The following is a 26,486-nucleotide window of genomic DNA, read 5'->3' on the forward strand; positions in this document are numbered from 1 at the left end:
CGGATGGCCCGGGAGGCAAGATGTCACGATTTACCCCGAGGATAGCGAGCCTTGTGTCGATAGCCCCGGCAATCCTGTTGTCCGGCCTGCTCGTCCTGATGAGTGTTTCGCCCGCCGCGGCCTGGGAACTGGATCAGGATGCGAGTCGTATCGAACTGATCGGCACCGCCGACGGCCGTGAGGCGGTGACCCGTGTCGAGGACTTCGAGCTCGAGCTCGAGGGTGACCTGGACCAGCCGGCCGACGGGCACTTGGTACTGACGCTTCAGTCAGCCAGCATCACCGGCGGTAACGACATCGTCGATGGCATGCTGCATGGTCATAACTGGTTCGATGTCGAGAATTACCCCGAGATCGTCTTTCGCAGTACCGATATCCAGGCGCCGGCCGAAGGCGAGCTGCGAATCGAGGGCGAGCTAGAGCTGCGGGGCGACACCTATCCGCTGACGGTGCCGGCGAGCTGGACGCAGCAGGGCGAGCGGGTCAGCGTCAGCGGCCGGCTGACCCTGGATCGTACCGATTTCGACATGGGACGTGGTGCCTGGCGCACCGAGGGCACGGTGCTGCATGAGGTCCATGTCGATTTCGCCCTGGAACTGCTGGCGACCTCGCGTTCCTGAGTCCTGAAGGAGATTTGCCCGTGTTCACGCCCGTGATCCTGGCCGGTGGAAACGGTGTCCGGCTCTGGCCGCTGTCCCGCCGGCAGCGACCCAAGCAGTTCCTGTCGCTGGAGGGCGAGGGCAGCCTGCTGACCAACACCCTGGCGCGGCTCGAGGGGCTCGGCATGGCGGCTCCCATCGTCATCTGCCAGGAGGATCATCGTTTCCTCGCCGCTGAGCAGCTGCGCCAGGCGGGCGTCGAGGACGCGAGACTGCTGCTCGAGCCGGAGGGTCGCGGCACGGCCCCGGCCATCGCCTTGGCTGCCCTGCTGGCGCGCAGAGAGGGTCGCGGTGAGCCGCTGCTGGTGCTGCCGTCGGACCATCACCTGGCAGATGAAGACGCCTTCCGCACGGCCCTTGGTCAGGCGGCGTGTCTGGCTGAGGCGGGGCACCTGGTGACCTTCGGTGTGGTGCCGACCCGCGCCGAAACCGGCTACGGGTATCTCCAGGCCGGCAAGGCACTGGGTGATGATGGCTTTGCCGTGGCGTGTTTCGTGGAGAAGCCGGATCTCGCCTCCGCCGAGCGCTTCCTGGCGGCCGGTGAGCATTTCTGGAACAGCGGTATCTTCGTGCTGCGACCGGATGACTACCTCGAGGCCCTGGCGGCCTTCGCGCCCGCCATGCTGGCGGCCTGTCGGGCCGCCATGGACGGGGCCGTGGTCGACCTCGATTTCCTGCGTCCGGATGCGCGAGCCTTCCTGGAAAGTCCCGCCAACTCCATCGATGTAGCGGTGATGGAGCGTACCGACAAGGCAGCCATGGTGCCGCTTTCAGCCGGCTGGAGCGATATCGGCTCCTGGCAGGCCCTGTGGGAAGCCTTGCCCCACGATGCCGACGACAACACCCTGCGCGGCGATGTGATCTGTGAAGAGAGTCGTGGGCTCTTGGTGCATGCCGGTTCGCGGCTGGTGGCCACCCTGGGGGTCCAGGATCTGGTGATCGTCGAGACCGATGATGCCGTGCTGGTGGCAGACCGCGCCCAGAGCCAGCGGCTGCGCGGCCTGGTCGAAAGGCTGGAGGCCCAGGGGCGACCGGAAACCCGTTTCACGGCCAGCGTGCATCGCCCCTGGGGCCACTACCTGAGTGTCGACGCCGGTCCGCGTCATCAGGTCAAGCGCATCACCGTGCGCCCCGGGGCAAGGCTCTCCCTGCAGCTCCATCACCACCGGGCTGAGCACTGGGTGGTGGTTAGCGGCACGGCCCGGGTCACCCTGGACGATGAGGTCTTTCTGGTGGGCGAAAACGCCTCGACCTTCATCCCGGTGGGGCGCGTTCACTGCCTGGAGAATCCCGGCCTGATTCCGCTGGAACTCATCGAGGTGCAGTCCGGCACCTACCTGGGTGAAGACGACATCGTGCGCCTGGACGATCGCTATGGGCGACGGTGATCGGGGCGTTAGTCGTCGGCTCGGTCAGTAAATCCGGAAACGCTTGAAGTCGGGACGACCTTCGGCTTCCTCCGGGGTCTTGCGGTAACGCTTGTACTCCCACTGGTACTGGGCCGGGTCCAGGGCAATGGCGGCCTCCACGCAGGCATTGACGCCGCTGGCCGAGGTGACCTCGTCGGCGACATAGACACGCGTGTCGGCGGCCAGGAAATGAATGGCGAAGCCCCTGCCCGGCAGGCGCAGTGCCACCCCGGTGACGACCCTTGCCTCGGTGCGGGCCACAAGCTTGGGCAGCAGGGTGGCGGTGTAGGCGAGCCGGCCGTAGAAGGGGGCGAAGACGCCGCTTCCCCAACTGGGGACCTGGTCGGGCAGGATGCCCACGGCCTCAGTGCGCTTGAGTGCCTTGAGCAGGGCGGCCACGCCGCGTGGGTTGGTGGGCACCAGGGACGCACCCCGGCGCTCGCGTCCTTTTCGGATTATCGGGTCGAGCTGGGCGAGCTTGGGAGGCTCATACATGGCGGTGAAGGGGAAGTGACCGGAGAGCCAGAAGTTGAGCACCTCCCAATTGCCGAAGTGGGGGGCCAGCACGATGACACCGCGCCCCTCGGCCCGGGCTTCGTCGAGCAGCTCGCGTCCATGGACCTCGAGGATAGAGGTCTCGACTCGCCCGGGTTCACCCATCCAGGCGAAGCCCAGCTCGAGCATGGTGGCGGTGGAGTGGGTCAGGCTCTGCCGAGAGAGCTGGCTGCGCTCAGCCGGGCTGCGGGATGGGTAGACCTCGGCCAGGTTGGCCCGAGTGACCTGGCGCTCCCGGCGGCTCAGCCGCTCAACCAACGGGCCGATCAGGCGGGCCAGCCGCCACAGGGTGGAGAGGCGGCGGCCGGCGAGGCTGCGCCACATGAGAGCGATGGCGCGGGCCTGAAAGGCCCTCGAGCGTGGCTCACCTCCGGCCATGGATCAGACCCACCAGGTGTCCACGTTCTCCGGTGCGCGGTGCTCGTTCAGTGCCTTGAGGCCCTTCACGCAGCGGATCACCAGCCAGACCACCGCGGCCAGCCAGGTCAGAAAGCCGATGAGTACCAGGGTCAGCAGCCCGGAAATACCGAAGTAGAGCAGGGCGATCCAGAAGGTGCGGATCTGGTAGCGATAATGCTCGTCGAGCCACGCCGGCCCGCCGTTGCCGCGGTAGACATAGGCGATCACCACGCCGACCAGGGAGGTGAGGCCGCCGGTAACCATGCCGGCCAGGTGCAGCACGTACACCACGATGGGAATGGTCGTGTCGGGGGCGGTACCCCCTTCGGCGATGGCTCGGTCGTTGTCTTGTGGCAGCTGGTCGGTCATTACGCGTCCCTGAAGTTCGAATGGGGTGTGCCAATCATACCGGTCGAAGACGACAATGCCACGGGGGGTCAGCTGGGCTGGTTTTTTACGGGGCGGCTGATCTCGAGCAGATTGCCGTCCGGGTCGCGCAGGTAGAGCGAGGTGATCTCGCCGGTAGCCCCCTGTCGGGGCACCGGGCCGAGCTCGACCTCGACATCCAGCGCCTCCAGGTGGCGCTGGACCTCATCGAGCGGCAGCAGGCTGCGCAGGCAGAGATCCAGGCTGCCAGGAGTGGGTGTGGCGGCCCGCGGCGTCACATCGGTGGCGGTCCAGTGCAGGCGCAGGGCAACGTCGCCCAGCATCAGGTCGACGCGCTCCCGGTCGCGATAGCGTACTTCCAGTCCCAGCACCCTTGAGTAGAAGTCCACGGCACGGGAAATGTCGGTCACGGTGATGACCAGGTGGTCCAGACCTGACAGCATTCGGGGCTCCTTGGCGGGTTCTGGCGATAGCAGGGGGAAGTCCTGAGGCAATTTGTTCAGGCACAGAGGATACGATGATGCTGAGCTGTCCGCTATGCGCGTCCCGCGACACCGAGCACTTTCACCGTGACGCCCAACGCGACTACCATCGCTGCCGGCACTGCGCGCTGGTGTTCGTGCCCCCCGACCAGCGGCTCGGGCCGGCGGAGGAGCGGGCGGTCTATGACCAGCACGAGAATTCTCCGGACGACCCCGGCTATCGCCGTTTCCTGTCGCGGCTCTTCGACCCCTTGCGTGAGCGACTCCCGCCCGGCGCCCGAGGACTCGATTTCGGCGCCGGCCCCGGCCCGACCCTGTCGGTGATGTTCGAGGAGGCGGGCCACCCCATGGCGATCTTTGATCCCTTCTATTCGCCCGACACGAACGTACTGGAGCGCCGCTACGATTTCATCACCGCTACCGAAGTGGTCGAGCACCTCTTCGCCCCCGGCCGGGAACTGACGCGGCTGGCCGACAGGTTATCGGCCGGCGGCTGGCTGGGGCTGATGACCAAGCGGGTCACCGACCAGCCGGCTTTCGCGCGCTGGCACTACATCCTCGATCCCACCCACGTGGTCTTCTTCAGCGAGGCGACCTTCGAGTGGCTGGCCGGCCACCTGGACATGCGGGTCGAGTTTCCCGCGGCGGACGTGGCCCTGCTGCAGCGTCGATAAAACGATTGACTCGCCGCCGGCCGGGAGTATGATTTGCGCGCCCGGAATCGCTCATCGGCTCGCCGAGCAGGCACTAGCCGGCACTTTCCGCCATCATTATTCTCGTGTTCACCTGCTGCTGTGAGGCCTCCCCATGATGTCGCGGCAACTGCTGGCCATGGCCCTGGCCCCCCTGCTGGGGCTGTTCATCCTGGGGATCGGCAACGGCTTTTTGGCCACGGTGATCACCCTGCGCCTGGACGCCGCCGGCGAATCGGCCGTGGTGATCGGCTGGGTCTCCTCGGCCTACTTCATCGGCCTGGCACTTGGCGCCATGCTCAACGACCGGCTGCTGCTGCGCATTGGCCATATCCGCGCCTACGGCAGCTTCGCCTCGCTGGTGGCGGTGACCGTGCTGCTGCAGGGACTGGTGGCCGAGCCTTGGGCCTGGTTCGTGCTGCGCCTGATCGGTGGCTGGGCCACGGTGGGCGTATTCCTGGTAATCGAGAGCTGGCTGCTGGCCTCCGGCGATGCCAAGGTGCGCGGCCGTCTGCTGGCGCTCTACATGATCTCGCTCTATGCCGCCGGTGTGCTTGGCCAGCTGCTGCTGGGCGTCACCGAGGCCATGGGGGGTCCGTCGTCGTTCATGGTGATCGGCATGCTGGCTTCGCTTTCGGTGCTGCCCATGGCGATGATCCCACGGGTCTCGCCGCTGATCGAGAAGGCCGAGCCGCTCTCGCCGCTGCGCCTGATCACCCTGACCCCGACCGGGGTGGTGGGCAGCTTCGGCTCGGGGCTGATGGTGGCCGCCGTCTATTCCCTGTTGCCCCTCTACCTGCAGCGCACGGGCCTTTCGGTCGACCGGATCGGTCAGATGATGGCGGTGGTGGTGCTCGGTGCCATGCTGCTGCAGTACCCCGTGGGACGCTGGTCGGACCGCCACGACAGGCAGCTGGTGCTGATCCTGATCGGGGCCTTCTGCACGCTGATCTCCGCGGCAGTGCTGTGGCTGCCGCTGAATGCGTGGGTCCTGGCCGGGCTGCTGTTCCTGCTGGGTGGTGGCGTCTTCTCGCTCTACCCGGTGGCGGTGGGCCATGCCGCCGACCGCGCCCCGGCCGGCGCCCTGGTGCGCATGAGCCAGGGCCTGTTGCTGATCAACGCCATCGGCTCGGCGCTCAGCCCGCCGCTGGTCTCGCCGGTGATGAGTCTGATGGGCGATGCCGGCCTGTTCTGGGCCTTCGGCGCCATGGGCGGCATCCTGGTGGCCTTCTTCTGCTGGCGGCGCAGCGTGCGCCCGGCACCGGTGCCGGTGGCGCCGTTCTCGGCCTCCACGCCGATGTCCTCGGCAGGGGCCGAACTGGCGGTCACCGAGGAGCACGTTCAAGGTGCCACCGAGCATGAGCACGTCGAGGACCTTTCCGGGGCCGTGCCCGAGGTGGACGTAGCCGAACCGCTGGTCGGCCCGCCGCCGCCCAACGAGTCGCATATCGCCTACTTCGATGAGCCCGAAGCCGAGGACGACGAGGCCACCTCTCGTTCTGATAGCGGTATCGAGCGGGGCTGATCCGTCGGCGGGCCCCGGGTTACTTGCGGCGGGGTGACGCACTTGCTGCACGGGCGTTGATACCTTGGGATAATGGTCGGCGAAAAGTAGTGAATCTACTATCGCCGTTATCATTGTTCCCGAGGTGCACCCATGACTCCTTATGTCGCCCCCGTCCGTGACGTTCGCTTCGTGCTGGAGGAGATGCTCGGGCACGGCTCGCTCGCCCTGCCCGGTTTCGAGGAGGCCAGCCCCGACCTGGTAGAGGCCGTGCTGGAAGAAGCCGCCAGGCTGGCCGGTGAGGTCTGGGCGCCGCTCAACGCCAGCGGTGACCACCAGGGCTGTCGGCTGAAGGATGGACAGGTAACGCTTCCCGCCGGGTTTATCGAGGCCTACCAGGCCTATGCCGAGGGCGGCTGGAACGGCATCGGCGTCTCCGAGGCGCTGGGCGGGCAGGGCCTGCCCGAAGTGGTGGCCAGCGCCGTTCAGGAAATGCTCCACGGCGCCAATATGGCGCTTGGCCTGTGCCCGATGCTCACCGCCGGGGCCATCGAGGCACTGGCCCACCACGGCAGCGACGAGCAGCAGGCCGTCTACCTGGCGAAGCTGGTGGAGGGCGCCTGGACCGGCACCATGAACCTCACCGAGCCTCAGGCCGGCTCGGACCTCTCCAAGGTGCGCACCCGTGCCGTGCCCAGCGAGGACGGCTCAGGCCAGTATCGGCTGTTCGGCCAGAAGATCTACATCACCTGGGGCGATCACGACGCCGCCGAGAACATCATCCACCTGGTGCTGGCGCGCAAGCCGGACGCCCCGGAGGGCAACAAGGGCATCTCGCTGTTCCTGGTGCCCAAGTTCCTGGTCAACGCCGACGGCAGCCTGGGCGAGCGCAACGACGTCACCTGTGCCTCCATCGAGCACAAGCTGGGAATTCATGGCTCGCCCACCTGCACCCTGAGCTTCGGCGAAGGTGAGGGTGCCATCGGCACCCTGGTCGGCGAGGAGGGCCGTGGCCTCAACCACATGTTCACCATGATGAACGAGGCACGCCACAAGGTAGGCATCCAGGGTATCGGCGTGGCCGAGCGGGCCTGCCAGCAGGCCTTCGCCTACGCCCTGGACCGCACCCAGGGGCGCAGCCCGCGTTCCGGCCGAAACGACTGCACCATCAGCGATCACCTGGACGTGCGTCGCATGCTGCTTTCCATGCGTGCCCGCACCGATGCCCTGCGCGCGCTGGCCCTCTATTGCGCCGACCGGCTCGACGTGGCCCGCCACGCCGCCGACGAGGGCGAGCGCCGCCTCGCCCAGGCGCGGGTCGATGTGCTGATTCCGGTGGTCAAGGCCTTCTCCACCGATCAGGCCGTGGAGATCGCCTCGCTGGGTATTCAGGTGCACGGCGGCATGGGCTTCATCGAGGAGGCCGGCGCCGCCCAGTTGCTGCGCGACGCCCGTATCGCGCCCATCTACGAGGGCACCAACGGCATTCAGGCCCTCGACCTGGCTGGCCGCAAGCTGCAGCGTGACGGTGGTGCGGCGCTCGAGAGCCTGGTCGGCGAGGTGGAAACCACCGCCGCGACGCTCAAGGAGAATGGCGAGCTCGCCGAACTGGGTGAGAGCCTGGCCGGCGGCGCCGCCGATCTGCGCGCCGCCATGGTAAGGGTGCTGGAAGAGGGCACCGACCCCGAGCAGGGTGCCGATGCCGTCCAGGCCTATGCCACGCCTTTCCTCAGCCTGGCCGGCCACGTGCTGTGCGCCTGGCAGATGGGCCAGGCGGCGCTGGCGGCCAGCGCCGCCCAGGCCGCTGGCGGCGGCGCTTCCGGACGGGCGGACCCCTTCTATGCCGCCAAGCGGCAGAGCGCCGACTATGCCATCCGTCAGTGGCTGCCGGTGGGCCGGGCCCAGCGCGCGGTGATCGAGGCTGGCATGACGAGCCTCGCCGCCTTCGATGCCGCCACCCAATAAGCCACATCGACTCGCCGCCGGCCCCGTGCCGGCGGCGGTTTTTCCACACGCCACGCAATGCCACTCACGGAGCCAGCCATGAGCCAGAGCATCTTCGAACAGGGCCTGCCCAAGACCCCCGCCAACTTTGTGGCGCTCTCGCCGCTGACCTTCATCGAGCGCACCGCCTCGGTCTACCCGGACTATCCGGCGCTGGTTCACGGCGAGATCCGCCGCGACTGGGGCACCACCTGGGAGCGCTGCCGTCGGCTCGCCTCGGCGCTGGAGAAGCGCGGCATCCGGTCCGGCGAGACGGTAGCGGCGATGCTGCCCAACGTGCCGGCGATGTTCGAGGCCCACTTCGGTGTGCCCCTGGCTGGCTGCGTGCTCAACACCCTGAACATTCGCCTGGATGCCGAGGCCATCGCCTACATGCTCGAGCACGGCGAGGCCAGGGCGATCCTGGTCGATCCTGAGTTCGCCGATGTCATCGAGGAGGCGGTGAGCAAGCTCGAGCGCAAGCCGCTGATCATCGACGTGGCGGACGAGCAGTTCATGGCCGGCGGCCGCGCCATTGGCGAGCTGGAGTACGAGACCCTGCTCGCCGAGGGCGATCCGTCATACCCCTATCGGCTGCCCGAGGACGAGTGGCAGGCGATCTCGCTCAACTACACCTCCGGCACCACCGGCAAGCCCAAGGGTGTGGTCTACCATCACCGCGGCGCCTACCTGAATGCCGTCAGCAACATCCTGGTCTGGGCGATGCCCCAACACCCGGTCTATCTGTGGACCCTGCCGATGTTCCACTGCAACGGCTGGTGCTTCCCCTGGACCATTGCCGCAGCCGCCGGCACCAACGTCTGCCTGCGCAAGGTCGAGGCGAAGAAGGTCATGGACCTGATCGCCGACGAGCAGGTGACCCACTTCAGCGGCGCGCCCATCGTGCTCAACGGACTGGTCAACCTGCCCGCCGAAGACAAGCGCCACTTCGATCATCCGGTGAAGGTCACCACCGCCGGCGCGGCACCGCCCGCCTCGGTGATCGCCGGCGTGGAAAAACTGGGTATCGACGTGACCCATGTCTACGGCCTCACCGAGGTCTATGGCCCGGTGACCACCTGCGCCTGGCGAGAGGCGTGGAACGAGTTGCCCATCGAGGAGAGGGCCAGGATCAAGTCGCGCCAGGGCGTTCGCTACCACATGCTGGAAGCGCTCTGTGTCGCCGATCCCATCACCCTGGAGCCGGTGCCCAAGGACGGTGAGACCATCGGCGAGATACTGATGCGTGGTAACAACGTTATGAAGGGCTACCTGAAGAACGAGGCGGCCACCGAGCAGGCCCTAGAGGGCGGCTGGTACCATACTGGCGACCTCGCTGTCTGGCATGCCGATGGCTACATCGAGATCAAGGACCGCTCCAAGGACATCATCATCTCCGGCGGCGAGAACATCTCCACCATCGAGGTGGAGGACGCCATCTATTCGCATCCGGCGGTGGAGGAGGCTGCAGTGGTGGCCAAGCCCGACGAGAAGTGGGGCGAGACCCCCTGCGCCTTTGTCAAGCTCAAGGTCGGCTACGACGAGGTCACCGAGCAGCAGATCATCGACCACTGCCGCCAGCACCTGGCCCGCTTCAAGGTGCCGAAGACGGTGATCTTCAGCGAGCTGCCCAAGACCTCCACCGGCAAGATCCAGAAGTTCGTGCTGCGTGACGAGGCCCGCAATCAGTAGGCGCATACCACCAAGAGTAACCTCAGATCCAAGCGAGGAGCGCAGGGGGCAAGCCGTAGGTGAGGTCCTACGCCATGGATGGCGTCGGTAGCGCCCAGGAAGAGGTTCACAGCGCCTCTCCGGAGGCTTGCCGACGGAAAACCTCTGAGCAGTCCACAAGACAACATGGGAGAGTGTAAATGAGCCAACAACCGATCGGCGTGGTCGGCGCCGGCACCATGGGCCAGGGCATCGCCCAGGTCCTGGTCACCAGCGGTTTCGACGTCAAGCTCTACGACGTGGCCGACGAGCAGCTCGAGCGTGCCCGGGGGGCCATCGACAAGGGCCTGGCCAAGCTGGTCTCCAAGGAGAAGCTCAGTGACGCTGACCGGGAGGCTGCCCTGGCGCGCCTGGATACCACCACCGCGCTGGACGCCCTGCGTGACTGCGAGGTGATCATCGAGGCGGCCCCCGAGCAGCCGGCGCTCAAGGAGAAGCTGTTCCGCGACCTGAGCCGCCTGACCCATGAGGCCATCCTCGCCTCCAATACCTCCTCGCTGTCGCTGACCCGGCTCGCCGCCGTCTGCGAACGCCCCGAGCGGGTGGTGGGCATGCACTTCTTCAACCCGGTGCCGGTGCTCAAGCTGGTCGAGGTGATTCGCGCCGAACAGACCAGCGACGCCACCGTGACGCGCATCGAGCAACTGGCCGCCGACCTCGGCAAGACCGCGGTGCCGGTAGGCGACTCGCCGGGCTTCGCGGTCAACCGCCTGCTGGTGCCGATGATCAACGAGGCGGCCTTCCTGGTGCAGGAGGGCGCCGCCACCCCCGAGGCGGTGGACGAGGCCATGAAGCTGGGCGCTGCCCATCCGATGGGCCCGCTGGCGCTGGCTGACCTGATCGGCCTGGACGTCTGCCTGGCGATCATGGAGGTGCTGCAGGAAGGCTTCGGCGATCCCAAGTACCGCCCCTGTCCGCTGCTCAAGCGCATGGTCGATGCTGGCTACCTTGGCCGCAAGAGTGGCCGTGGTTTCCACGTCTATAACTGATTTTCACTCGAGAAACAGGGTTATCGCAGTTATTCATAGCGAGGCGCGCCGGGGACAAGTCGTAGGGGAGGTCCTACGCCAGGGATGGCGTCGGTAGCGTACAGGGAGGTATTCACAGCGCCTCCCCAGAGGCTTGTCGTCGGTATAGCTCCGAGCGTTCTTGCTATCTGCGATAATCTTGACCCGACAAAAGAGGGGATTGCCGCCCAACCAAGCGTTCGCTAGGGTTGGGCGGTCTATCCTTCAAGAACTACGCAGAACCACGCCAGGAGCCCCCAAATGAGCGAGTCCCCGATCGAGGTTGTAGAAAACGCCGGCATCGTACGCCTGACCATCAGTCGTCCCAAGGCGCTGAATGCCCTGAACAGCGATGTGCTGATCGAGCTGGAACGCGTGCTGGCAGAGCTCGAGGCCCGTGATGACCTGCGCGCTGTGCTGATCACCGGCGCCGGCGAGAAATCCTTCGTGGCCGGTGCCGATATCGCCGAGATGCGTGACAAGACGCCGGAAGAGGCGCGCGACTTCGCCCGTAAGGCGCTCGATACCTTCAAGCGCCTGGAGACCCTGCCTGTTCCCACCGTGGCGCTGGTCAACGGCTTCTGCCTGGGCGGCGGCTGCGAGCTGGCACTGGCCTGCGACTGGGCGGTGGCCAGCGACAACGCCATCTTCGGCCAGCCCGAAGTGCTGCTCGGTGTGATCCCCGGCTTCGGCGGCACTCAGCGCCTGCCGCGTCGCATCGGACCGGCCATGGCCATCGATCTGTGCACCACCGGTCGCAAGATCGACGCCAAGGAGGCGCTGCGCATTGGTCTGGTCAACCGCGTGATGCCTCAGGCCGAGCTCGAAGCTTATGCGGATGAGCTCGCCAAGCAGATCGGCGGCAATGGTCCGCGCTCGGTGCGTGCCGCCAAGCAGGCGATCCATGACGGCATGGACCAGGACCTGGACAGCGCACTGGCGCTGGAGAACGCCCTGTTCGCGTTCTGCTTCGCCGGTGACGAGCAGACCGAGGGCATGAGCGCCTTCGTCGAGAAGCGCAAGCCCAACTTCTGATTCTGCCGTGTCTGAACGGGAACGGCCATGGCGAGGACGCCACGGCCGTTTTTCCTTTCGGGCTACCTCGCCGGTCTGTCTTGCCGGTCTATCTTGGTGAGCGATGTGCCTTCAGTCGCTCCACCCGCTCCTCCATGGGTGAGACATGGCTGCCGTGCCAGTAGAGCTGGCCGCAGCTCTCGCACTCCAGGAAGTCCTCCACGTAGCGTCGTGTCAGGGGCTCGAGCCGATCGATGATGTCCGTCTTGTCGACGGCGACGAGCCTGCCGTTGCACTTTGTGCAGCGAGTGAAGGGCGCGAAGGCCGGGGCGAGGTCGAACTCTCGGCACACTTCCTCAACCTGCTGCCAGGGCGCGTCGGCGCGCACGTAATGGGCGATACGGATTCGCTTGCGCTTGAGCAGGTTACGGTCGCGGGTTAGCAGGATGCGCCCTTGCTCATCGGCCCGGGCGGCCAGCTCGGCGTCGCCGATGTCGTTGTGGTAATGGCAATCGAAGCCGAGCAGTCGCAGATAGCGGGCGAGGCGGCCGAGCTGCGCGTCCAGCAGGAAGCGCGGGCATGACGGCGGGAGTGGGCGCAGATGACGGGCCACCGCCGGGGCAGTCGTCCAGGGGTAGATCTCCACTCGCTCACCGCCGGTGAGGATGTGATCGAAGTCCACCGAGGCGCCGTCGACCAGGATGGCGTCAACCTCGGTATGCGGTATCCCCAGCGACTCGATCACATCCTTGATGGACGCGCGGCGCGATACATTACAAGAGAGGATTCCGTCGCGTGACGCCGGCGGCAGGAAGTCATTCAAGCGGTCGTGGAATTGGAACGCGGCACTGGCCATGGCGTGTCTCGTTGATGTCACCTTGCGATCGCCCCTCTGGCAGGCGCTGAGTCACTCTAGGTCATCTGGGGGCGGCTCCACCGCATCATCCATGTGGCGATGGCCGTGCCCGCCAGGGTAATCTCCCTGGCCACGAGAATCCGCAGGCTGAGGGTTTTGTCGACCAGCCGGTAGCGCAGGGTAAACAGCAAGGAACTAAAAGCAGGGCACCTACTCCCATTTATAACAGCACCAAGGAATGGGAAGGCTCGGTCGACGAGCCGCCTTACCTGCTGATGAGGTGTATTGGTTGACGTGAGATTAAACAAGAAGTCAAAGCGTAGAAATAGCCGGAAATTGCCTTTTGACTCGTTCTAAGCAGGGATTTACAACATGCGAAGATGATACGCAAATCTGCCAGGAGTTACCTATGACAGCCCCCGACGACGAACGGCTTCTTACCGGCGTGAGCGGCTTCGACGAGATTCTCCATGGGGGTTTGCTGCCTCGGCGCGCCTATCTGATTCGCGGCGGTCCGGGCTCGGGCAAGACCACTTTGGGGCTACATTTCCTGCTCAGCGGCCCACGAGAAGATAGCCTCTTCGTTACCCTGGGCGAGTCGGAACGGCAATTGCGTGAAAATGCCGCGCGCTGCGGCCTGCCCATGGACGGGGTCGACGTGCTGGACCTCTCGCCGGGACAGGACGAGGAGAGCAGCGGTGCCTACAGCCTGCTGGAAAGCTGGGATGTCGAGGGCAATACCGTTCATGACGGTATCCTCGAGCATGTCCGCGAGCACAAGCCTCGGCGCATCCTGATCGATTCGCTCAGCCAGATGCGTTATCTCTCGGTAGATACCTTCCAGTTTCGCAAGAAGGTGCTGTCGCTGCTGCGCAAGCTCATCGCAGAAGAGTCGACCGTGGCCTTCACGTCCGAGCAGGCATCGGTCGAGGACGACGAGGCCCTGCCTTTCCTGAGCGATGGCGTCATCAACCTGGAAAATAGCGAGATTGGCCGCCAGTGCCGCATCACCAAGCTGCGTGGTTCCTCCTTCGCCGAAGGGGCGCACTACTTCTCCCTGGGCGAGGAGGGCATGACCCTCTACCCGCGCCTCATGCCCGAACAGCACGGTCGCAGCGTGGAGCATGAGCCCCTCGGGTCCGGCATCGACGAGTTCGATGCTCTGACCCACGGGGGCATCGAGCGTGGCACCGTGACCCTGCTCTCGGGTCCTACCGGCGTAGGCAAGACCACACTCGGCGCCCAGTTGGCCTGCGCAGCCGCCGCTCGTAACGAGCGCTCGGCCATCTACAGCTTCGATGAAGGCGCCTCGACCTTCTTCACCCGTTGCGAGCAGGTCGGCCTTCCGGCCCAGTCGCTTGTCGACAGCGGCAACCTGGTCTTCGAGGCCGTCGAGCCCCTGCACTACAACCCCGACCGATTCGCGGCCGTGGTACGCAAGGAGATCGAGGAGCGCGGCACAAGCCTGGTGATGATCGATAGCCTTTCCGGCTACCAGCACTCGGTACACGGGGAGGACCTGCAACTGCGGGTCCATGCCCTGTGTCGCTACCTGGTCAACATGGGAATTACCGTCGTCCTGGTGAACGAGGTCTACTCCATCGCCGGCGCACAGACAAAAGTGACGGAATATGGTCTGAGCTACATTGCCGACAACATCATCATGCTTCGCTACATGGAGCTGGACGGCGAGTTGCGCAAGTCCATCGGCGTGCTCAAGAAACGCGCCGGCAGCTTCGAGCGTAGCCTGCGTGAATTCGAGATCACTTCGGAAGGGCTGCGGATCGGCCTCCCCTTGCGGGGCATGCGCGGCATCTTGTCAGGCACTCCCGAATTGACGACTTCCTCTCCTCGTGACCCGACATGATTACGCCGGTGACCATGAATCAGCGCCTGACGAGCATTGCCGTCCTCCTGACGAACCCCGCCAATGCCCAGTTACTCAAGCGCATACTGGGCGGGCAGTACGCCCTGCGTCACGATCTGGCCGATGGCGTCGAGGGTTCTGCTTCGGCGGGTCCCGACCTGATCGTGGTCGACGTGGTGTCCCTGCGCCGTCATCGCGAGCGAATCCGGGAGCTGCGTCGCCTCGCCGATCCTCTCGTCCTGCCGGTGCTGCTGGTCAACGACAGGCGACTCGGGACGCATGCACCCATCGCGTCCGAGCTCGGCAACACCGTCGATGACATCCTGCGCATTCCCACCAGCCAGGAGGAACTCAAGGCCAGGATCGGCAACCTACTGCGCCTGGGGACTCTCTCCCGCGAGCAGGAGGAGGCTCGCCGGCAGCTCGAAGGGCTTGTCAGCGCCCTGCATACCCTGAACGCCTGCGACAATGTGGTGGTGAGGGCCAAGAACGAAGAGGACTTGATCAAGACCCTGTGCCGGACGATTGTCGACGAGGAGGATTACAACCTGGCCTGGATCGGCTTTGCCGACGAGGACAGCGACAAGCGAATACAGATCCGCGCCAGCGCCGGCCCCGCCAATGCCTTCGTCGCCGATCTGAACCGCGACTGGGAACAGGACCCCCAGGTCAGCACGGTACTCGAGGGGGCAATGCACTCGGGCAGGACGCATATCATCGATGACGTTCCTGCCACCTTCGCCTCTGCCGATATCCGTGATCGGGCGAGGAGCCACCGGCTGGGCTCTGCCATCATCCTGCCGCTGAATATCGAAAACGGGCCACCAGGGTGTCTCGCCATCTATGCCAGCGGGCCGGAACACTTCGGCACTAAACAGCGTGAGTTGCTGGAACGTCTCGCCGACAACCTGGTGTTCGGATTGAGCGCACTGCGCAGCCATTTCGAGCGCGTGCAGCAGGCCGCCGAGATCCACTACCTGGCCTACACCGATGCACTCACCGGGCTGCCCAATCGGCGTCATCTCCTGCATTACCTGGAAGGTCTGCTCTCTCGCCCCGAGTCCGGCGAGGAAGCGGGGGCGATCATCTTCATCGACCTGGACGGTTTCAAGCTGATCAACGATGCCCTGGGCCACGACGTGGGGGACCAGGTGCTCAAGCAGATCGGGCAACGCCTGCAGGGGGCGGTACGTGATTCCGACCTGGTGGTTCGCCAGGGGGGCGACGAATTCCTGGTGGTCATGTTCGATGCGCCTCGCCATTCCGCTTCTCTGGACCCGGAGGCCCTGGTTGAAGCCTCCGTCGACATGGCCAACCGGATCATCGCCCACCTCAAGGAACCCCTGATGGTGGATGGCCATAGCCACCGTCTGAGTGCCAGCGTGGGGATCAGTCTGTTTCCCCGCCATGGTCGGGAACCCGCCCTATTGATCGAGAATGCCGACAAGGCGATGTACGAGGCCAAGGCCCGAGGTGGTAGCTGCAGTCGCGTCTTCTCGGAAGAGATGTCAGCCAGCCGACAGCAGCGTTTCTCCCTCGAGGCGAGGTTACGTCAGGCCCTCGAACGTGATGAATTCGAGCTCTACTACCAGCCGGTCTTCGATCTCGACACTTGCCGGATCATGGCAGTCGAGGCGCTGATTCGCTGGCCCCAGGAAGACGGCAGCATGCTGATGCCGGGATCCTTCATGCCCCTGGCAGAAGAGATAGGCTTGATCAAACCGCTGGGCGACTGGGTACTCGAGACCGCTGTTCGCCAGCTGCGAGCCTGGCACGACCAGGGGTTCACGTTAGCGATGTCGGTCAATATCAGCGTGAACCAGCTCCATCCTCACGGCGATGTCGAGCATTTCGCCGCCTTGGTGCGCCCGCATATCGACCCCCGCTGGGTCCATCTGGAGGTCACCGAGAGCACCCTGATGGTCGATCCGTCGGCGATAGAGACCCTGCTCGCCGGGCTGCACGAAGAGGGCTTCCAGATCGCCATCGACGACTTCGGCACGGGCTTCTCGTCACTGAGTCGACTGCAGCACCTTTCCATCCAGACCTTGAAGATCGATCGCAGCTTCGTCAGCGAACTGGATTACCCGAACAGCAAGGGAGCGGCACTGGTGGGCATCATCCATAAGATGGCAAGCAACCTGGGCCTGCAGATCGTGGCCGAAGGTATCGAGACCGAGCAGCAACGTCAACGGCTGCTGGCGATATCCGGCGGCAAGGGCTGGGGACAGGGTTTCTGGTTCAGTCCCGCCATCTCCGCCGAGGAACTGGAACGCTGGCTGCAGCGCCAACGGGACGGTTGATGCCGTGGCGATTCCGGTGAATATCCCTGCCTGTCGCCTTGGGGTAGGCTGATGACAGCGAGGCCCACTGGGAGTTGGGTCCTATATCATCCAGCGTGCTGCTGTGAAGGTCGAGGTCAGGTATGGCAAAAGGCAGTCTTCCGACCCATGTCGGTTTCATTCCCGATGGCAATCGTCGTTGGGCCCAGCAGCACGGCATGCCCAAGGAAGCCGGATACGCTCACGGGATCGACCCCGGCATACAGCTCTATGAGCAGTGCAAGGCCTACGGCATCCGGGAAATCTCCATCTACGGCTTCACCCAGGACAACACCCGGCGCGCCTCCGTGCAGAAGCACGCCTTTAGCCAGGCCACCGTGGAATTCGCCCTGGAGGTGGCGCGACGCGGTGCGGCCCTCCAGGTGGTCGGTGACGACACCTCGGCGCAGTTTCCCGATGAATTGAAACCCTTTCGTGAGCGTCGCGGCGAAGGCATCAAGGTCAACCTGCTCGCCAACTATGGCTGGGAGTGGGATCTGGACGGCCTGCGCGAGGGCAGCCTTCGCTCCAGCGACGTATCGCGGGTCGATCTGATCGTGCGCTGGGGAGGCGGGCGGCGATTGAGTGGCTTTCTGCCGGTGCAGTCCGTCTATGCGGACTTCTATGTCAGGGACGAATACTGGCCGGATTTCGACCCTCGGCATTTCGAGCAGGCCCTTGCCTGGTTCAGGAAGCAGGATCGCACCCTCGGCGGCTAACCGTCTGGCCGGCCTGAATATCGATAAGGCCTGCCCCGCTTTCCGGCCGAGCGACTACGCTATTCAGTGATGACCGGCGCGAGGCGCCGTTGGATGGGCCGAGACGCCCCGGCAGGGGCGGCGCTGAGAGCGGGAGGCTATCCCATGACTGACCGTCCCCTGATTCTGCTTCACGGCTGGAACGACGAAGGTAGCTCCTTCGAGCGGCTGGCCGGACACCTTCACCGTCGCCTGGGTGGTGCGCGAATCCAGCGTATCGCCATCGGTGATTACCTCTCCAAGGACGACGCCCTGCGCTTCGACGACCTGCAGGCCGCCCTGGATCGCGCCTGGACGGAGCGCGGCCTGCCGCGCGACACCGCCAGTGTGGACGTCATCGTCCATTCCACCGGCGGCCTGGTGATCCGCGACTGGCTGGCACGCCACTTTCCCCCCGACGCCGCCCCGGTCAAGCACCTGGTGATGCTGGCCCCGGCCAACTTCGGCTCGCCGCTGGCCCACCTGGGCCGTTCGATGCTGGGGCGTGTCGCCAACGGCTTTTTCAGCCGTCAGGCGGGACAGGCGGCGTTGGAGACCGGGGCCGGCATCCTGCGTGGCCTGGAGTTGGCCAGCCCCTACAGCTGGGATCTGGCCATGCGTGACCGCTTCGCCGAAGGCGATGGCATGTACGCCCCGGGGCGCGTGCTTTGCACCGTGCTGTGCGGCAACAGCGGCTATGGTGGCATCCGGGCGGTGGCCAACGAGGAGGGCGGCGACGGCACGGTGCGGCTCTCCACTGCCAACCTGAACTGCGCCCGGGTGCGCATCGCCTTTCGCGAGGAGCTCCGTGAGGAAGGCCGCGAGAAGGTCCGTGTCACCGTGCCGGAGGTGGTCGAGTACCGGCCCTCCATCGGGCGCACCGCCTTTCGCATCCTCGACGGCCTGCATCACTCGGCGATCAAGCTCGACGACACCTACAGCCAGTTGAGCCAGGCGCGGCGCGGGGCGCTGGACCTGATCGAACGGGCTCTGGGCATCGAGGACGCTGCCTTCGATGATTTCTGCGACGAGTGCGAGCAGGCCAACCGGCAACTGACTCGCCAACCCGGAGAGCGCCGCGGCAAGCCCGGCTTCCAGAATACCGTGGTGCGGGTGCACGACCAGTTCGACGTGCCCGTCGAGGACTACCTGATCGAGTTCTACGATCCCCGCGACAACCGTTCCGACGGCGGCGGCCTGGCCCGCACCATCCACGAGGAGGCGATCCGCAAGGTGCATTCCTACCAGGCCGATACCTCGTTACGCAGCCTGTACATCGACACCGTCCGGCTGTACGACGCCGTCGCCCGTGCCGGCACCCAACTGGGCATGTCGATCACCGCCGAGCCCATGCTCGAGGAGGACGAACAGGCGGCCCGCCACACTCCGGTAGGCTTCCGCACCCTGGCCGACGAGGACATCGACGACCTCCGCCTGGACGACACCCAACTGACAGAGTTCTTCCAGCCCCATCGCACCCTGCTGGTGGATATCTGCCTGCACCGTTCACAGGCGGCCAATGTCTTCCGGTTGAATGAGCACCGGGCAGGCTCCTAGGTGCTGTCGGATTTGCCGCCGACTCGCGGCGCCGCGCGCTTGAGGCGCAGCATGCGGGTAGCGATGGCGGTGCCGACCAGGGTGATCGCCATGCCGGCCAGTATCTGCAGGTCGAGACGCTCGCCCAGCAGCAGATAGCCCCACAGCAGGGCGCTGACCGGCACCAGGAAGGTCACCGTGGAGGTGGCCGTGGCCCCGGCACTGGCGATCAGCCCGAAGTAGAGCAGGAAGGCCACCGTGGTGCTGAGCACCGCCAGTGCCAGGCCGTTGGCCCAGGCCAAGCCGCTGATCGGCTCCGCGGGCCACAGCATCAGCCCCGGAATCAGCAGGATCAGCGCCGACATGGCGGTACTGCCGGCAGCCAGCACTCGTACCGGCAGGTGAGCAAGGCGGGTCTTCGAGTAGTTGCCGGCCACCCCGTAGCAGAAGGTCGCCCCCAGCACAGCGAGGATGAACCAGCCGTCGCCGCCCAGGGCGAAATCCAGCCGATCGGCCGAGAGCACGTAGACTCCCAACAGGGCCATGGCCAGCCCCAGGTATTGCTGGCGCTGGATGGGCGTGGCGAAGAACAGCGCCCCGAGCAGTGCCGTGAAGATCGGCGTGGTGGCATTGATCAGCGAGGTAAAGCCTGCCTCCAGGCGGGTGGTGGCCAACGCCAACAGCGAGAAGGGCAGCACATGGTTGATCAAGCCCAGCACGAAGAGCTTGCCGGCGTTCTCCCGTACCAGCCGGAGGTAGCGAACGCTGAGCAACAGCGGCACCAGCAGCGCCGCCCCTACGCCCATGCGCACCAGCACCAGCGGCACCGGGCCGAACTCGGGTGATGCCACCCGCATGAAGATGAACGACAGGCCCCACAGCGAAGAGAGCAGCAGCAGGCGCAGGGTATCGGCGGGTGACATTCCGGTTCCTTGGATGGCGAGAGCGCGCTCGGGTGAACCCGAAGGGTACGGCGGCTCAGGGGCCATGGGAAGCCGTGAGGCCATGCAAGGTGAGGGATGCCATGCCGACGCTCGGGATCATGACGGCAATGATGTTGCACAAGGTGCAAAGCGCCGCACGATGACGCACAGGGCCTGTCCCTCCGTTCCCATCAAACAGTTCAGCCTTGTACCGAATGCAAGACATCAGTTCCTGCAACCACCCGATCACGCCCCAGGGCCTTGGCCTCATAGAGACGCTGGTCACCGATACGCATGAGCGAATCCATGTCGTCGCCGTCCTGGCCCATCTGCGCGCAACCCAGGCTGACGGTGATCTTCACCACCTTGTCACGCAGCCGGATCTCCACTGGGTCCGGGTCTGTTGCATCACCTCCACCCCGACGGATGACTTGAACCATTGACGGTCCTCGTCGACCAGCGACACCGCGACCATGGGCACCTTGAAGATCTCGGCCATGAGGCGTGTGTAACGATCGAAACGCTCCTCCGGCGGGGTGTCCAGGATATCGAGGGAGTGGAGTTCGGCAAGCCGCGCCTTCTCGTCGAATGGCTGGGTGGCGCCGAAAAGGGGGGAGGGGCTCTCGTTCAGGGCTTGGATGGAGCCGATGTCGGGTGCGTTCATTCCTCCTTGATCTTGCACCAGATCAGATTCCTTGCGGTAGACGTCACGCGAGCTGTCGCCGCTGAGTTCATTCATGCCACCCGGTTTCCTGTTCCGCCTGCAGTCGAGCCCGGGTCGGTAGGTCATGCCTGATCCGGGCCTTGGGACTTTCCCAGTACCCAGCCAGCCTAATGGCGTGACAGCGCTGCTTCCGTGCGCTAGCGTACATAATCACTCATTTCGATGCTGTCGTGAATGTGGGCGGATAGGGATAGTGCAGTGAGGCCCGCATGGCGGGTGAGAGGGCGGCGACTGGCAGGGAACTATACGTTGGGCATGGGACTGTCTGGGAGAAGGGCGAATATCGATTTTATTGCCATTGAGATCAAGGGGTAGAAGAAACCCAAGGGGTCGGCCTCATGGACTCAGCGTGTAGTAAGTCCACCACGTCGTGGAAGGAACGGTTCCTTTCATCTGCCATCTATGAGCGCTACCGCACAGACCTTCCCCTCGATACAGGCTAGGTTACGACAACATGCTCGCATAACGAGGGTCTCGCCAATGCGCGATTGTTCCAGATTACCCGAACGGCTGAGTACAGGGGTGGAAGGACTCGACCTGGTGCTTAAATCAGGATTGATTGGCCATCGGCGTTATCTGGTGCGCGGCGGTCCCGGTCTGGGAAAGACCACGCTGGGGCTGAGCTTTCTCGCTGCCGGGAAGGAAGGGGAGCCCGCCCTCTTCATCGGCTTCCAGGAGCCCCCCGACGAGGTTCGGGCCAACATTGCCTCGATGGGGATAGACACGTCGTCCATCGAATTCCTGCGGCTGTCGCCGGATGATGATTTCTTCATCGAGAACGATGCCTATGACGTTTTCGCTTCTTCCGATGTCGAACAGGAATCGCTGTCCTAGACCATCACCGATGCGGTTGAACGTGTCCGCCCCCACAGGGTATTCATCGATTCGCTGACGCAGTTGCGCTTCATGTCAGCGGACGTCTACCAGTTTCGCAGGCAGGCCACGGCGCTGCTGAATTACCTGGTGAGCCGCGGCTGCACGGTGCTGTTTACCTCGGAGTCGAGCAGGGAGATGCCCGATAACGACCTGCAGTTCATTGCCGACGGCGTCATCAATCTGGAGCGTACGGCGACCCGCAGCAACATCCAGGTCTCGAAACTCCGGGGCTCCGACTTTGACGCGGGGCCACACCAGTACCGTGTGGATGAAGACGGATTCAAGGTGTACCCGCGACTGCTGCCACCCCTGCCGCTCAAGGATCTGCCCGATACCTGGCAGGTGGGCAGCGGGAACACGGACCTGGATACCATGTTGAATGGCGGGCTGGAGTCATCCACCGTCACGCTGGTGACCGGACCTTCCGGTGTCGGCAAGTCCACCTTGGGCGCCTGCTATGCGCTCGAGTCGGCCAGGCAGGGCCATCCTGCCGCCGTCTATATCTTCGAGGAAGAGTGCGGCACCTACATGGGTCGCCTGCGCAGCCTGGGGTTCGAACTGGATGCGCTGCTCGATAGCGGCAATCTGTTGGTCGAGCAGATCGAGCCGCTGCGCTACCTGGCCGATGAGTTCACCAGTCAGGTGCGGGATCATGTGGAAGACAACGGCATTGAACTGGTGGTGCTGGACAGCATCGAGGGTTTCAATATAGCCCTGGAGGCCGATGAGGGCGTGGGCCGGCCGCTGCACGCCTTCGCCAAGACCTTGGCACGGCTCGGCGTCACGGTCATCCTGATCAACGAAAACCATGTCACCACCGATACGCTGGCCATATCGGACAGGAAAATCAGCTATCTGTCCGATAACGTCATCTATTTGCGCTACCTGCAGACAGATAGCACGCTGCAGAAAACGATAGGCATTCTCAAGAAACGCATGACCGATTTCGACAACCGCTTGCAGCTTTTCAACGTGACAGCGGGCGGCTTCGAGATAAAGCGACTGTCAGAGAGTGCCCGGGAGCAGCTGTAATCCCTCTTCCAGGTGAGACTGCCATGCCAGAACAGGACGATAACCTGAACCCCGACCCCGCGCGGGTACGCCGCGATATTGCGCTACGCTCGGGGCATGACGAGGCCGCCGCCGGCGACTCGACGCTGCCGCGCATCTTGCTGTTGATTGACAAGCGCGGCAATCGCGATCAGGTGGCGAGGCAGCTGCGCCGGCATGGCGAACTGCTGATACCCGACAGTGGCGCCTTGCCCGAGCAAGGTTTCGATCTCGCCATCGTCGATGGCGCGGGCCTGAGGCGCTGGCACCACGAACTGACGCTGGCCCGGCAGGACGAGATGCCGGTCTTCCTGCCCGTGATGCTGATACTGTCGCGCGCAGAACTGCGCCACCAGGCCAAAAAGAACCGTGACACCATCGACGAGTTCATCATAACGCCTATCGATACAGAGGAATTTTTAGAACGCACCTCTATGCTGTTGCGTGCCCGGCGGCTTGCCGAGCAACAACGCCAGGATCTGGTGTACACCATCAATCACGACCGGACGACCGGGTTACCGGCCCGTGAACTCTTTCTGAGGCACCTTGAAACGGCTATCCAGCGGGCCGACACCAGACTTGAAAAGCTCTATGTCGTCGCGGGTCGAATACCCATGGAACGGTTTACGCAGGGCCTGGGCCAGAGCGTCACGGAAGACATCATCGAAGCCGTCGTCAGCGATCTTCAAGAGGGTCTTGGCGTCAATTTCGTCATGAGTCGGTTCGACCGCGAACAGGGTGCGACGCTGCTGCCCGCCGGTTCGTCCCTGAACGACGCTACCCGATTCAGCCAGCGGCTTATCCAGACGATACAGTGCCCCCGATTGATAAGAGGCGAATGGATACGCCCCGTGGCCCGGGTAGGTATCGCCATTTATCCCGATGATGCAAAGGATGCCTCGGGGCTTCTGGAGGCGGCGAGCACCGCCATGAACGATGCGTCGCCCACCGGGGTGCCGCATTTCTACTCACCTGCTTTACAGGATCGTACCTTATATTTTCTGCGCATCGAATCCGAAATGCATCGGGCCCTGGAACAGCAGGAGTTCGAGCTGTGGTTTCAGCCCAAATTCCGACTCAGTGATCTGACTATGGCGGGGGCTGAAGCGCTGATCCGCTGGCGCAAGCCCTCCGGCGAAATGGTGTCGCCGGGCGTTTTCATCCCGATCGCCGAAAACGCAGGGCTGATCCAGCGGATTGACAACTGGGTGATCGAAGCGGCCTGTGCGGCAATGGCCCGCTGGCGGAAGAGCGGGCTGGACTGTCCGCGGATTGCGGTCAACATCACACCGCAGGATCTGGCCGCGGACGGTTTCGTACCCTGGCTAACGCAGCTGATTAGCGAGTACGGGCTGACGCCCTCCTGCATTGGAATCGAGATGACGGAAACCATGTTGATGGACGTGGATCAGAACATCCAGGATAGCCTAAAAGCCCTTAGGGACTACGGCATAAGAGTGTCGATTGATGATTTCGGTACCGGCTACTCGTCACTGAGTTACCTGCAACAGCTGCCCGCCGATATACTGAAAATCGACAAGAGCTTCATCGATCATGTGCCGAACAATGGAGGTGGCCAGCTGATCACCAACGCCATCATTGCGCTGGGCGAACAATTCGGCCTGGAGCTGGTCGCCGAAGGTATCGAAACCCGTGAGCAGCTGGAGTACCTGAGAAAGCGCGGTGTGCAGACCGGTCAAGGCTACCTGGTCTCACGGCCGTTGCCCGAACCGGCCTTCATCGAGGCGATGAAAAATGGCCTCAGCATCAGTCAGGCCAGCGAAGCGCCTCATGAAATGAAAAAACTTGGATAAGAGGGAGTGTTTCAATAACCTCAGGGAGGTCGTGTGCCGACTCTCGATTCTCCAAAGGCACGCTGACGCTGTATCGCCCATAAGAAGCTGTATCGCCCATAAAGAGGAGCGACTGCGAGAGTAGCGCCAATGCCCTGGTCCACCTCGGTGAGCATGGCCCAGAACAAGGAGCAACCATGGCACATGGCAACGGTCTGGAGACGACCCAAGAGGATGTGGCCCGAAAACGACAGAAGTACCAGTTGGCGTTCGAGCAATCCCGCGATGCTATCATTTTTTTTGCGGGAGAGCGTTTCCAGGATTGCAATCCCGCGACCCTGGCGATGTTTCGGGTGCCTGATCTGGCCACCTTTGTGAGTATCCATCCCGGCGACCTCTCCCCCCTTTACCAACCTGACGGCCGCATCAGCCGTGAGGCGGCGGCAGACCGCATCGACGAGGCCCTGAGCGAGGGGCAGGCGTTTTTCGAGTGGCGTCACCGCACATGGGATGGTGTCGATTTCCCTACCGAGGTCTTGTTGAGCCGGATTGACACGGATGATGGCGCGTTGGTGCAGGCGCTAGTGCGCGACATCAGCGAACAGCGCCGGCTGGAAGATAGTCTGCGGCGTTTTGCAGCGGTTCTGGATAGCACGCCGGACATCGTCGCCATGCACGACGGCGATGGCGCTATGTTCTACCTGAACGCCACCGGTGCGCGCCTGGTGGGACTGCCCGAGCGCTCCAGTGGGGATCTCTGGGGTCGATCCGAGCTGCCACCCGAGACGAAAAGCCTGGAAGGGACGTTGCGGTGGATCCATCCGTCCTGGGCGGCGGAAAAGATTGCCAACGAAGGGCTGCCCATCGCCACGAAAGAGGGATCCTGGCGGGGGGAAACAGCGGTGCTGGATCGGGAGGGGAAGGAGGTCCCTGTTTCCCAGGTCATTATTGTTCACCGGGACGACGCCGGGGATATCCATCAGATTTCCACTTTCCTTCAGGACATCTCCGAGCGCCGGGGCCTTGAAGACCAGCTTCGGCGCGAGAAGGCCATTTCGGAGTCGATTCTGGCCGGTTTGCCGGGCATCTTCTACATCCTTGATGGGCAGGGCCAATTGGTCCGGTGGAATGATCGGGTGGAAGCGGTGACGGGTCGTAGCTCCGAGGAGCTCGACGGCCTCGACGCCTTGGTGCTCATTCCGCAGGAAGAGAAGAAGCGTGTCGCCAAGGCCATCGCCAAAGTCTTCTCGGAGGGCAGCACGGTGATCGAAAGCAAGCTGTGCACTGTCGAGGGGGACACCCCCTATTTGTTCAACGGCTTGCGGATCGAGCTGAATGGGCAGCCTTACCTGCTGGGTGTCGGGCTGGACATTGCCAGGCAAAAGCAGCTGGAAGTGTCACTGGAGCGGGAGGCCACCACCGATCCCCTCACCGGCCTCTACAATCGGCAGCGCTTCGATGCGGAGATGGAGCGCGCGCTGGCACGCCACGCACGCTATGGCACGGAAACCGCTCTGGTAATGATCGACCTTGACCATTTCAAGAAGGTCAACGACACCTACGGGCACGACGTCGGCGACCGGGTGCTGGTGGAGCTGACCAAGCGACTCGCCGGGGAAATGCGGCAGCCTGATTTTCTGGCCCGTTGGGGAGGCGAGGAATTCGTGGCCCTCCTTCCGGAAACCGACCCCTCCGAGGCCGCTCGAATGGCGGAACGACTGTGCCGCTGTATCGAGGTCGAGCCCTTTCCCGAAGTGGGGGGCTTGACCATTAGCCTGGGCATCACCAGCTTTCGGAATGGTGACACGCTCAATATGTTGCTGAAGCGTGTGGACAACGCTCTCTACGAGGCCAAGCGGACCGGCCGCAACCGGGTGGTGGTCAATGGCGAGGACTCGGCGGCTAGCGCCGGACAAGTTTCGAGTTTTTCCTTGTGACAAACTGCGAAGCATTCGGAGTGCCTGGGAGCTCCAAAGGAAAA

General features: G+C 64.1%; 22 protein-coding genes and 1 pseudogene. 16 read left to right on the forward strand and 7 right to left on the reverse strand.

The window, feature by feature from the left end:
• The first annotated feature begins 20 nt into the window (after window positions 1-20).
• Window positions 21-620 (forward strand): YceI family protein, encoded by a 600-nt coding sequence (locus BMY30_RS13260; protein ID WP_089714479.1) that lies wholly within the window; start codon window positions 21-23, stop codon window positions 618-620.
• Window positions 621-640: 20 nt separating this feature from the next.
• Window positions 641-2,047: a mannose-1-phosphate guanylyltransferase/mannose-6-phosphate isomerase gene (locus BMY30_RS13265; RefSeq protein ID WP_211607328.1), complete on the forward strand. Its 1,407-nt coding sequence runs from the start codon at window positions 641-643 to the stop codon at window positions 2,045-2,047.
• Window positions 2,048-2,071: 24 nt separating this feature from the next.
• On the opposite strand, the gene BMY30_RS13270 is transcribed toward BMY30_RS13265, so the two are convergent.
• From BMY30_RS13270 to BMY30_RS13280, 3 genes are all read right to left on the reverse strand, one after another.
• Window positions 2,072-3,001, reverse strand: coding sequence for a lysophospholipid acyltransferase family protein (locus BMY30_RS13270; protein ID WP_089714481.1), 930 nt, complete (start codon window positions 2,999-3,001; stop codon window positions 2,072-2,074).
• A gap of 3 nt (window positions 3,002-3,004) precedes the next feature.
• Complete coding sequence (locus BMY30_RS13275) at window positions 3,005-3,391, reverse strand: DUF4870 family protein (protein WP_089714483.1); 387 nt, start codon at window positions 3,389-3,391, stop codon at window positions 3,005-3,007.
• Between the two features lie 68 nt (window positions 3,392-3,459).
• Complete coding sequence (locus tag BMY30_RS13280) at window positions 3,460-3,852, reverse strand: VOC family protein (RefSeq protein WP_089714485.1); 393 nt, start codon at window positions 3,850-3,852, stop codon at window positions 3,460-3,462.
• Between the two features lie 74 nt (window positions 3,853-3,926).
• On the opposite strand from BMY30_RS13280, the gene BMY30_RS13285 reads away from it, so the two are divergent.
• The 6 genes from BMY30_RS13285 to BMY30_RS13310 all read left to right on the forward strand — a co-directional run bounded on the left by BMY30_RS13285 (window position 3,927) and on the right by BMY30_RS13310 (window position 11,843).
• Window positions 3,927-4,565 carry a class I SAM-dependent methyltransferase gene (locus tag BMY30_RS13285; RefSeq protein ID WP_089714487.1) on the forward strand — a complete coding sequence of 213 codons (639 nt, stop codon included), beginning with the start codon at window positions 3,927-3,929 and terminating at the stop codon, window positions 4,563-4,565.
• 136 nt (window positions 4,566-4,701) lie between these two features.
• Window positions 4,702-6,108 (forward strand): MFS transporter, encoded by a 1,407-nt coding sequence (locus tag BMY30_RS13290; RefSeq protein WP_089714619.1) that lies wholly within the window; start codon window positions 4,702-4,704, stop codon window positions 6,106-6,108.
• A 132-nt stretch (window positions 6,109-6,240) separates the two neighbouring features.
• Complete coding sequence (locus BMY30_RS13295; protein ID WP_089714489.1) at window positions 6,241-8,052, forward strand: acyl-CoA dehydrogenase; 1,812 nt, start codon at window positions 6,241-6,243, stop codon at window positions 8,050-8,052.
• A 78-nt stretch (window positions 8,053-8,130) separates the two neighbouring features.
• Entirely contained in the window at window positions 8,131-9,762 is a 1,632-nt protein-coding gene (locus BMY30_RS13300) for an acyl-CoA synthetase (protein ID WP_089714491.1), read from the forward strand.
• 179 nt (window positions 9,763-9,941) lie between these two features.
• On the forward strand, window positions 9,942-10,790 hold the full coding sequence (locus BMY30_RS13305; protein WP_089714494.1) for a 3-hydroxybutyryl-CoA dehydrogenase: 849 nt from the start codon (window positions 9,942-9,944) through the stop codon (window positions 10,788-10,790).
• A gap of 279 nt (window positions 10,791-11,069) precedes the next feature.
• Entirely contained in the window at window positions 11,070-11,843 is a 774-nt protein-coding gene (locus BMY30_RS13310) for an enoyl-CoA hydratase-related protein (RefSeq protein ID WP_089714495.1), read from the forward strand.
• Between the two features lie 88 nt (window positions 11,844-11,931).
• On the opposite strand, the gene BMY30_RS13315 is transcribed toward BMY30_RS13310, so the two are convergent.
• Window positions 11,932-12,678, reverse strand: coding sequence for a Mut7-C RNAse domain-containing protein (locus BMY30_RS13315; protein WP_089714497.1), 747 nt, complete (start codon window positions 12,676-12,678; stop codon window positions 11,932-11,934).
• Window positions 12,679-13,087: 409 nt separating this feature from the next.
• Here BMY30_RS13315 and BMY30_RS13320 point away from each other — a divergent pair, with 409 nt between their 5' ends.
• The 4 genes from BMY30_RS13320 to BMY30_RS13335 all read left to right on the forward strand — a co-directional run bounded on the left by BMY30_RS13320 (window position 13,088) and on the right by BMY30_RS13335 (window position 19,160).
• Window positions 13,088-14,545, forward strand: coding sequence for an ATPase domain-containing protein (locus tag BMY30_RS13320; protein ID WP_089714499.1), 1,458 nt, complete (start codon window positions 13,088-13,090; stop codon window positions 14,543-14,545).
• A complete protein-coding gene (locus BMY30_RS13325; RefSeq protein ID WP_089714501.1) occupies window positions 14,542-16,848 on the forward strand; it encodes a putative bifunctional diguanylate cyclase/phosphodiesterase in 2,307 nt (768 codons plus the stop codon). The genes BMY30_RS13320 and BMY30_RS13325 overlap by 4 nt, the downstream gene beginning before the upstream one ends.
• Window positions 16,849-16,970: 122 nt before the next feature.
• Window positions 16,971-17,585, forward strand: a complete 615-nt coding sequence (locus tag BMY30_RS13330) for an undecaprenyl diphosphate synthase family protein (protein WP_089714503.1) — start codon at window positions 16,971-16,973, stop codon at window positions 17,583-17,585.
• 144 nt (window positions 17,586-17,729) lie between these two features.
• On the forward strand, window positions 17,730-19,160 hold the full coding sequence (locus BMY30_RS13335) for an esterase/lipase family protein (protein ID WP_089714506.1): 1,431 nt from the start codon (window positions 17,730-17,732) through the stop codon (window positions 19,158-19,160).
• Here the strand turns inward: BMY30_RS13335 and BMY30_RS13340 are convergent.
• From BMY30_RS13340 to BMY30_RS17980, 3 genes are all read right to left on the reverse strand, one after another.
• Complete coding sequence (locus BMY30_RS13340; protein ID WP_089714508.1) at window positions 19,157-20,062, reverse strand: DMT family transporter; 906 nt, start codon at window positions 20,060-20,062, stop codon at window positions 19,157-19,159. The two genes, BMY30_RS13335 and BMY30_RS13340, sit on opposite strands and share 4 nt — an antisense overlap.
• 200 nt (window positions 20,063-20,262) lie before the next feature.
• On the reverse strand, window positions 20,263-20,424 hold the full coding sequence (locus tag BMY30_RS13345; protein ID WP_170840143.1) for a GGDEF domain-containing protein: 162 nt from the start codon (window positions 20,422-20,424) through the stop codon (window positions 20,263-20,265).
• Window positions 20,421-20,801, reverse strand: a complete 381-nt coding sequence (locus BMY30_RS17980; RefSeq protein ID WP_211607330.1) for a hypothetical protein — start codon at window positions 20,799-20,801, stop codon at window positions 20,421-20,423. Before BMY30_RS17980 ends, BMY30_RS13345 begins: the two co-directional genes overlap by 4 nt.
• 507 nt (window positions 20,802-21,308) lie before the next feature.
• Between BMY30_RS17980 and BMY30_RS18200 the strand changes: the two are divergent.
• The 4 genes and pseudogenes from BMY30_RS18200 to BMY30_RS13370 all read left to right on the forward strand — a co-directional run.
• A pseudogene (locus BMY30_RS18200) lies at window positions 21,309-21,947 on the forward strand (ATPase domain-containing protein); the annotation flags it as partial.
• Entirely contained in the window at window positions 21,948-22,694 is a 747-nt protein-coding gene (locus tag BMY30_RS13360) for an ATPase domain-containing protein (RefSeq protein ID WP_280140901.1), read from the forward strand. It begins immediately after the preceding pseudogene.
• 23 nt (window positions 22,695-22,717) lie between these two features.
• Window positions 22,718-24,526: a putative bifunctional diguanylate cyclase/phosphodiesterase gene (locus BMY30_RS13365; RefSeq protein ID WP_089714517.1), complete on the forward strand. Its 1,809-nt coding sequence runs from the start codon at window positions 22,718-22,720 to the stop codon at window positions 24,524-24,526.
• A gap of 176 nt (window positions 24,527-24,702) precedes the next feature.
• Complete coding sequence (locus BMY30_RS13370; protein ID WP_089714519.1) at window positions 24,703-26,442, forward strand: sensor domain-containing diguanylate cyclase; 1,740 nt, start codon at window positions 24,703-24,705, stop codon at window positions 26,440-26,442.
• Window positions 26,443-26,486: the final 44 nt, after the last annotated feature.

It is taken from the genome of Halomonas daqiaonensis (genome assembly GCF_900109725.1).
GTDB lineage: Bacteria > Pseudomonadota > Gammaproteobacteria > Pseudomonadales > Halomonadaceae > Halomonas > Halomonas daqiaonensis.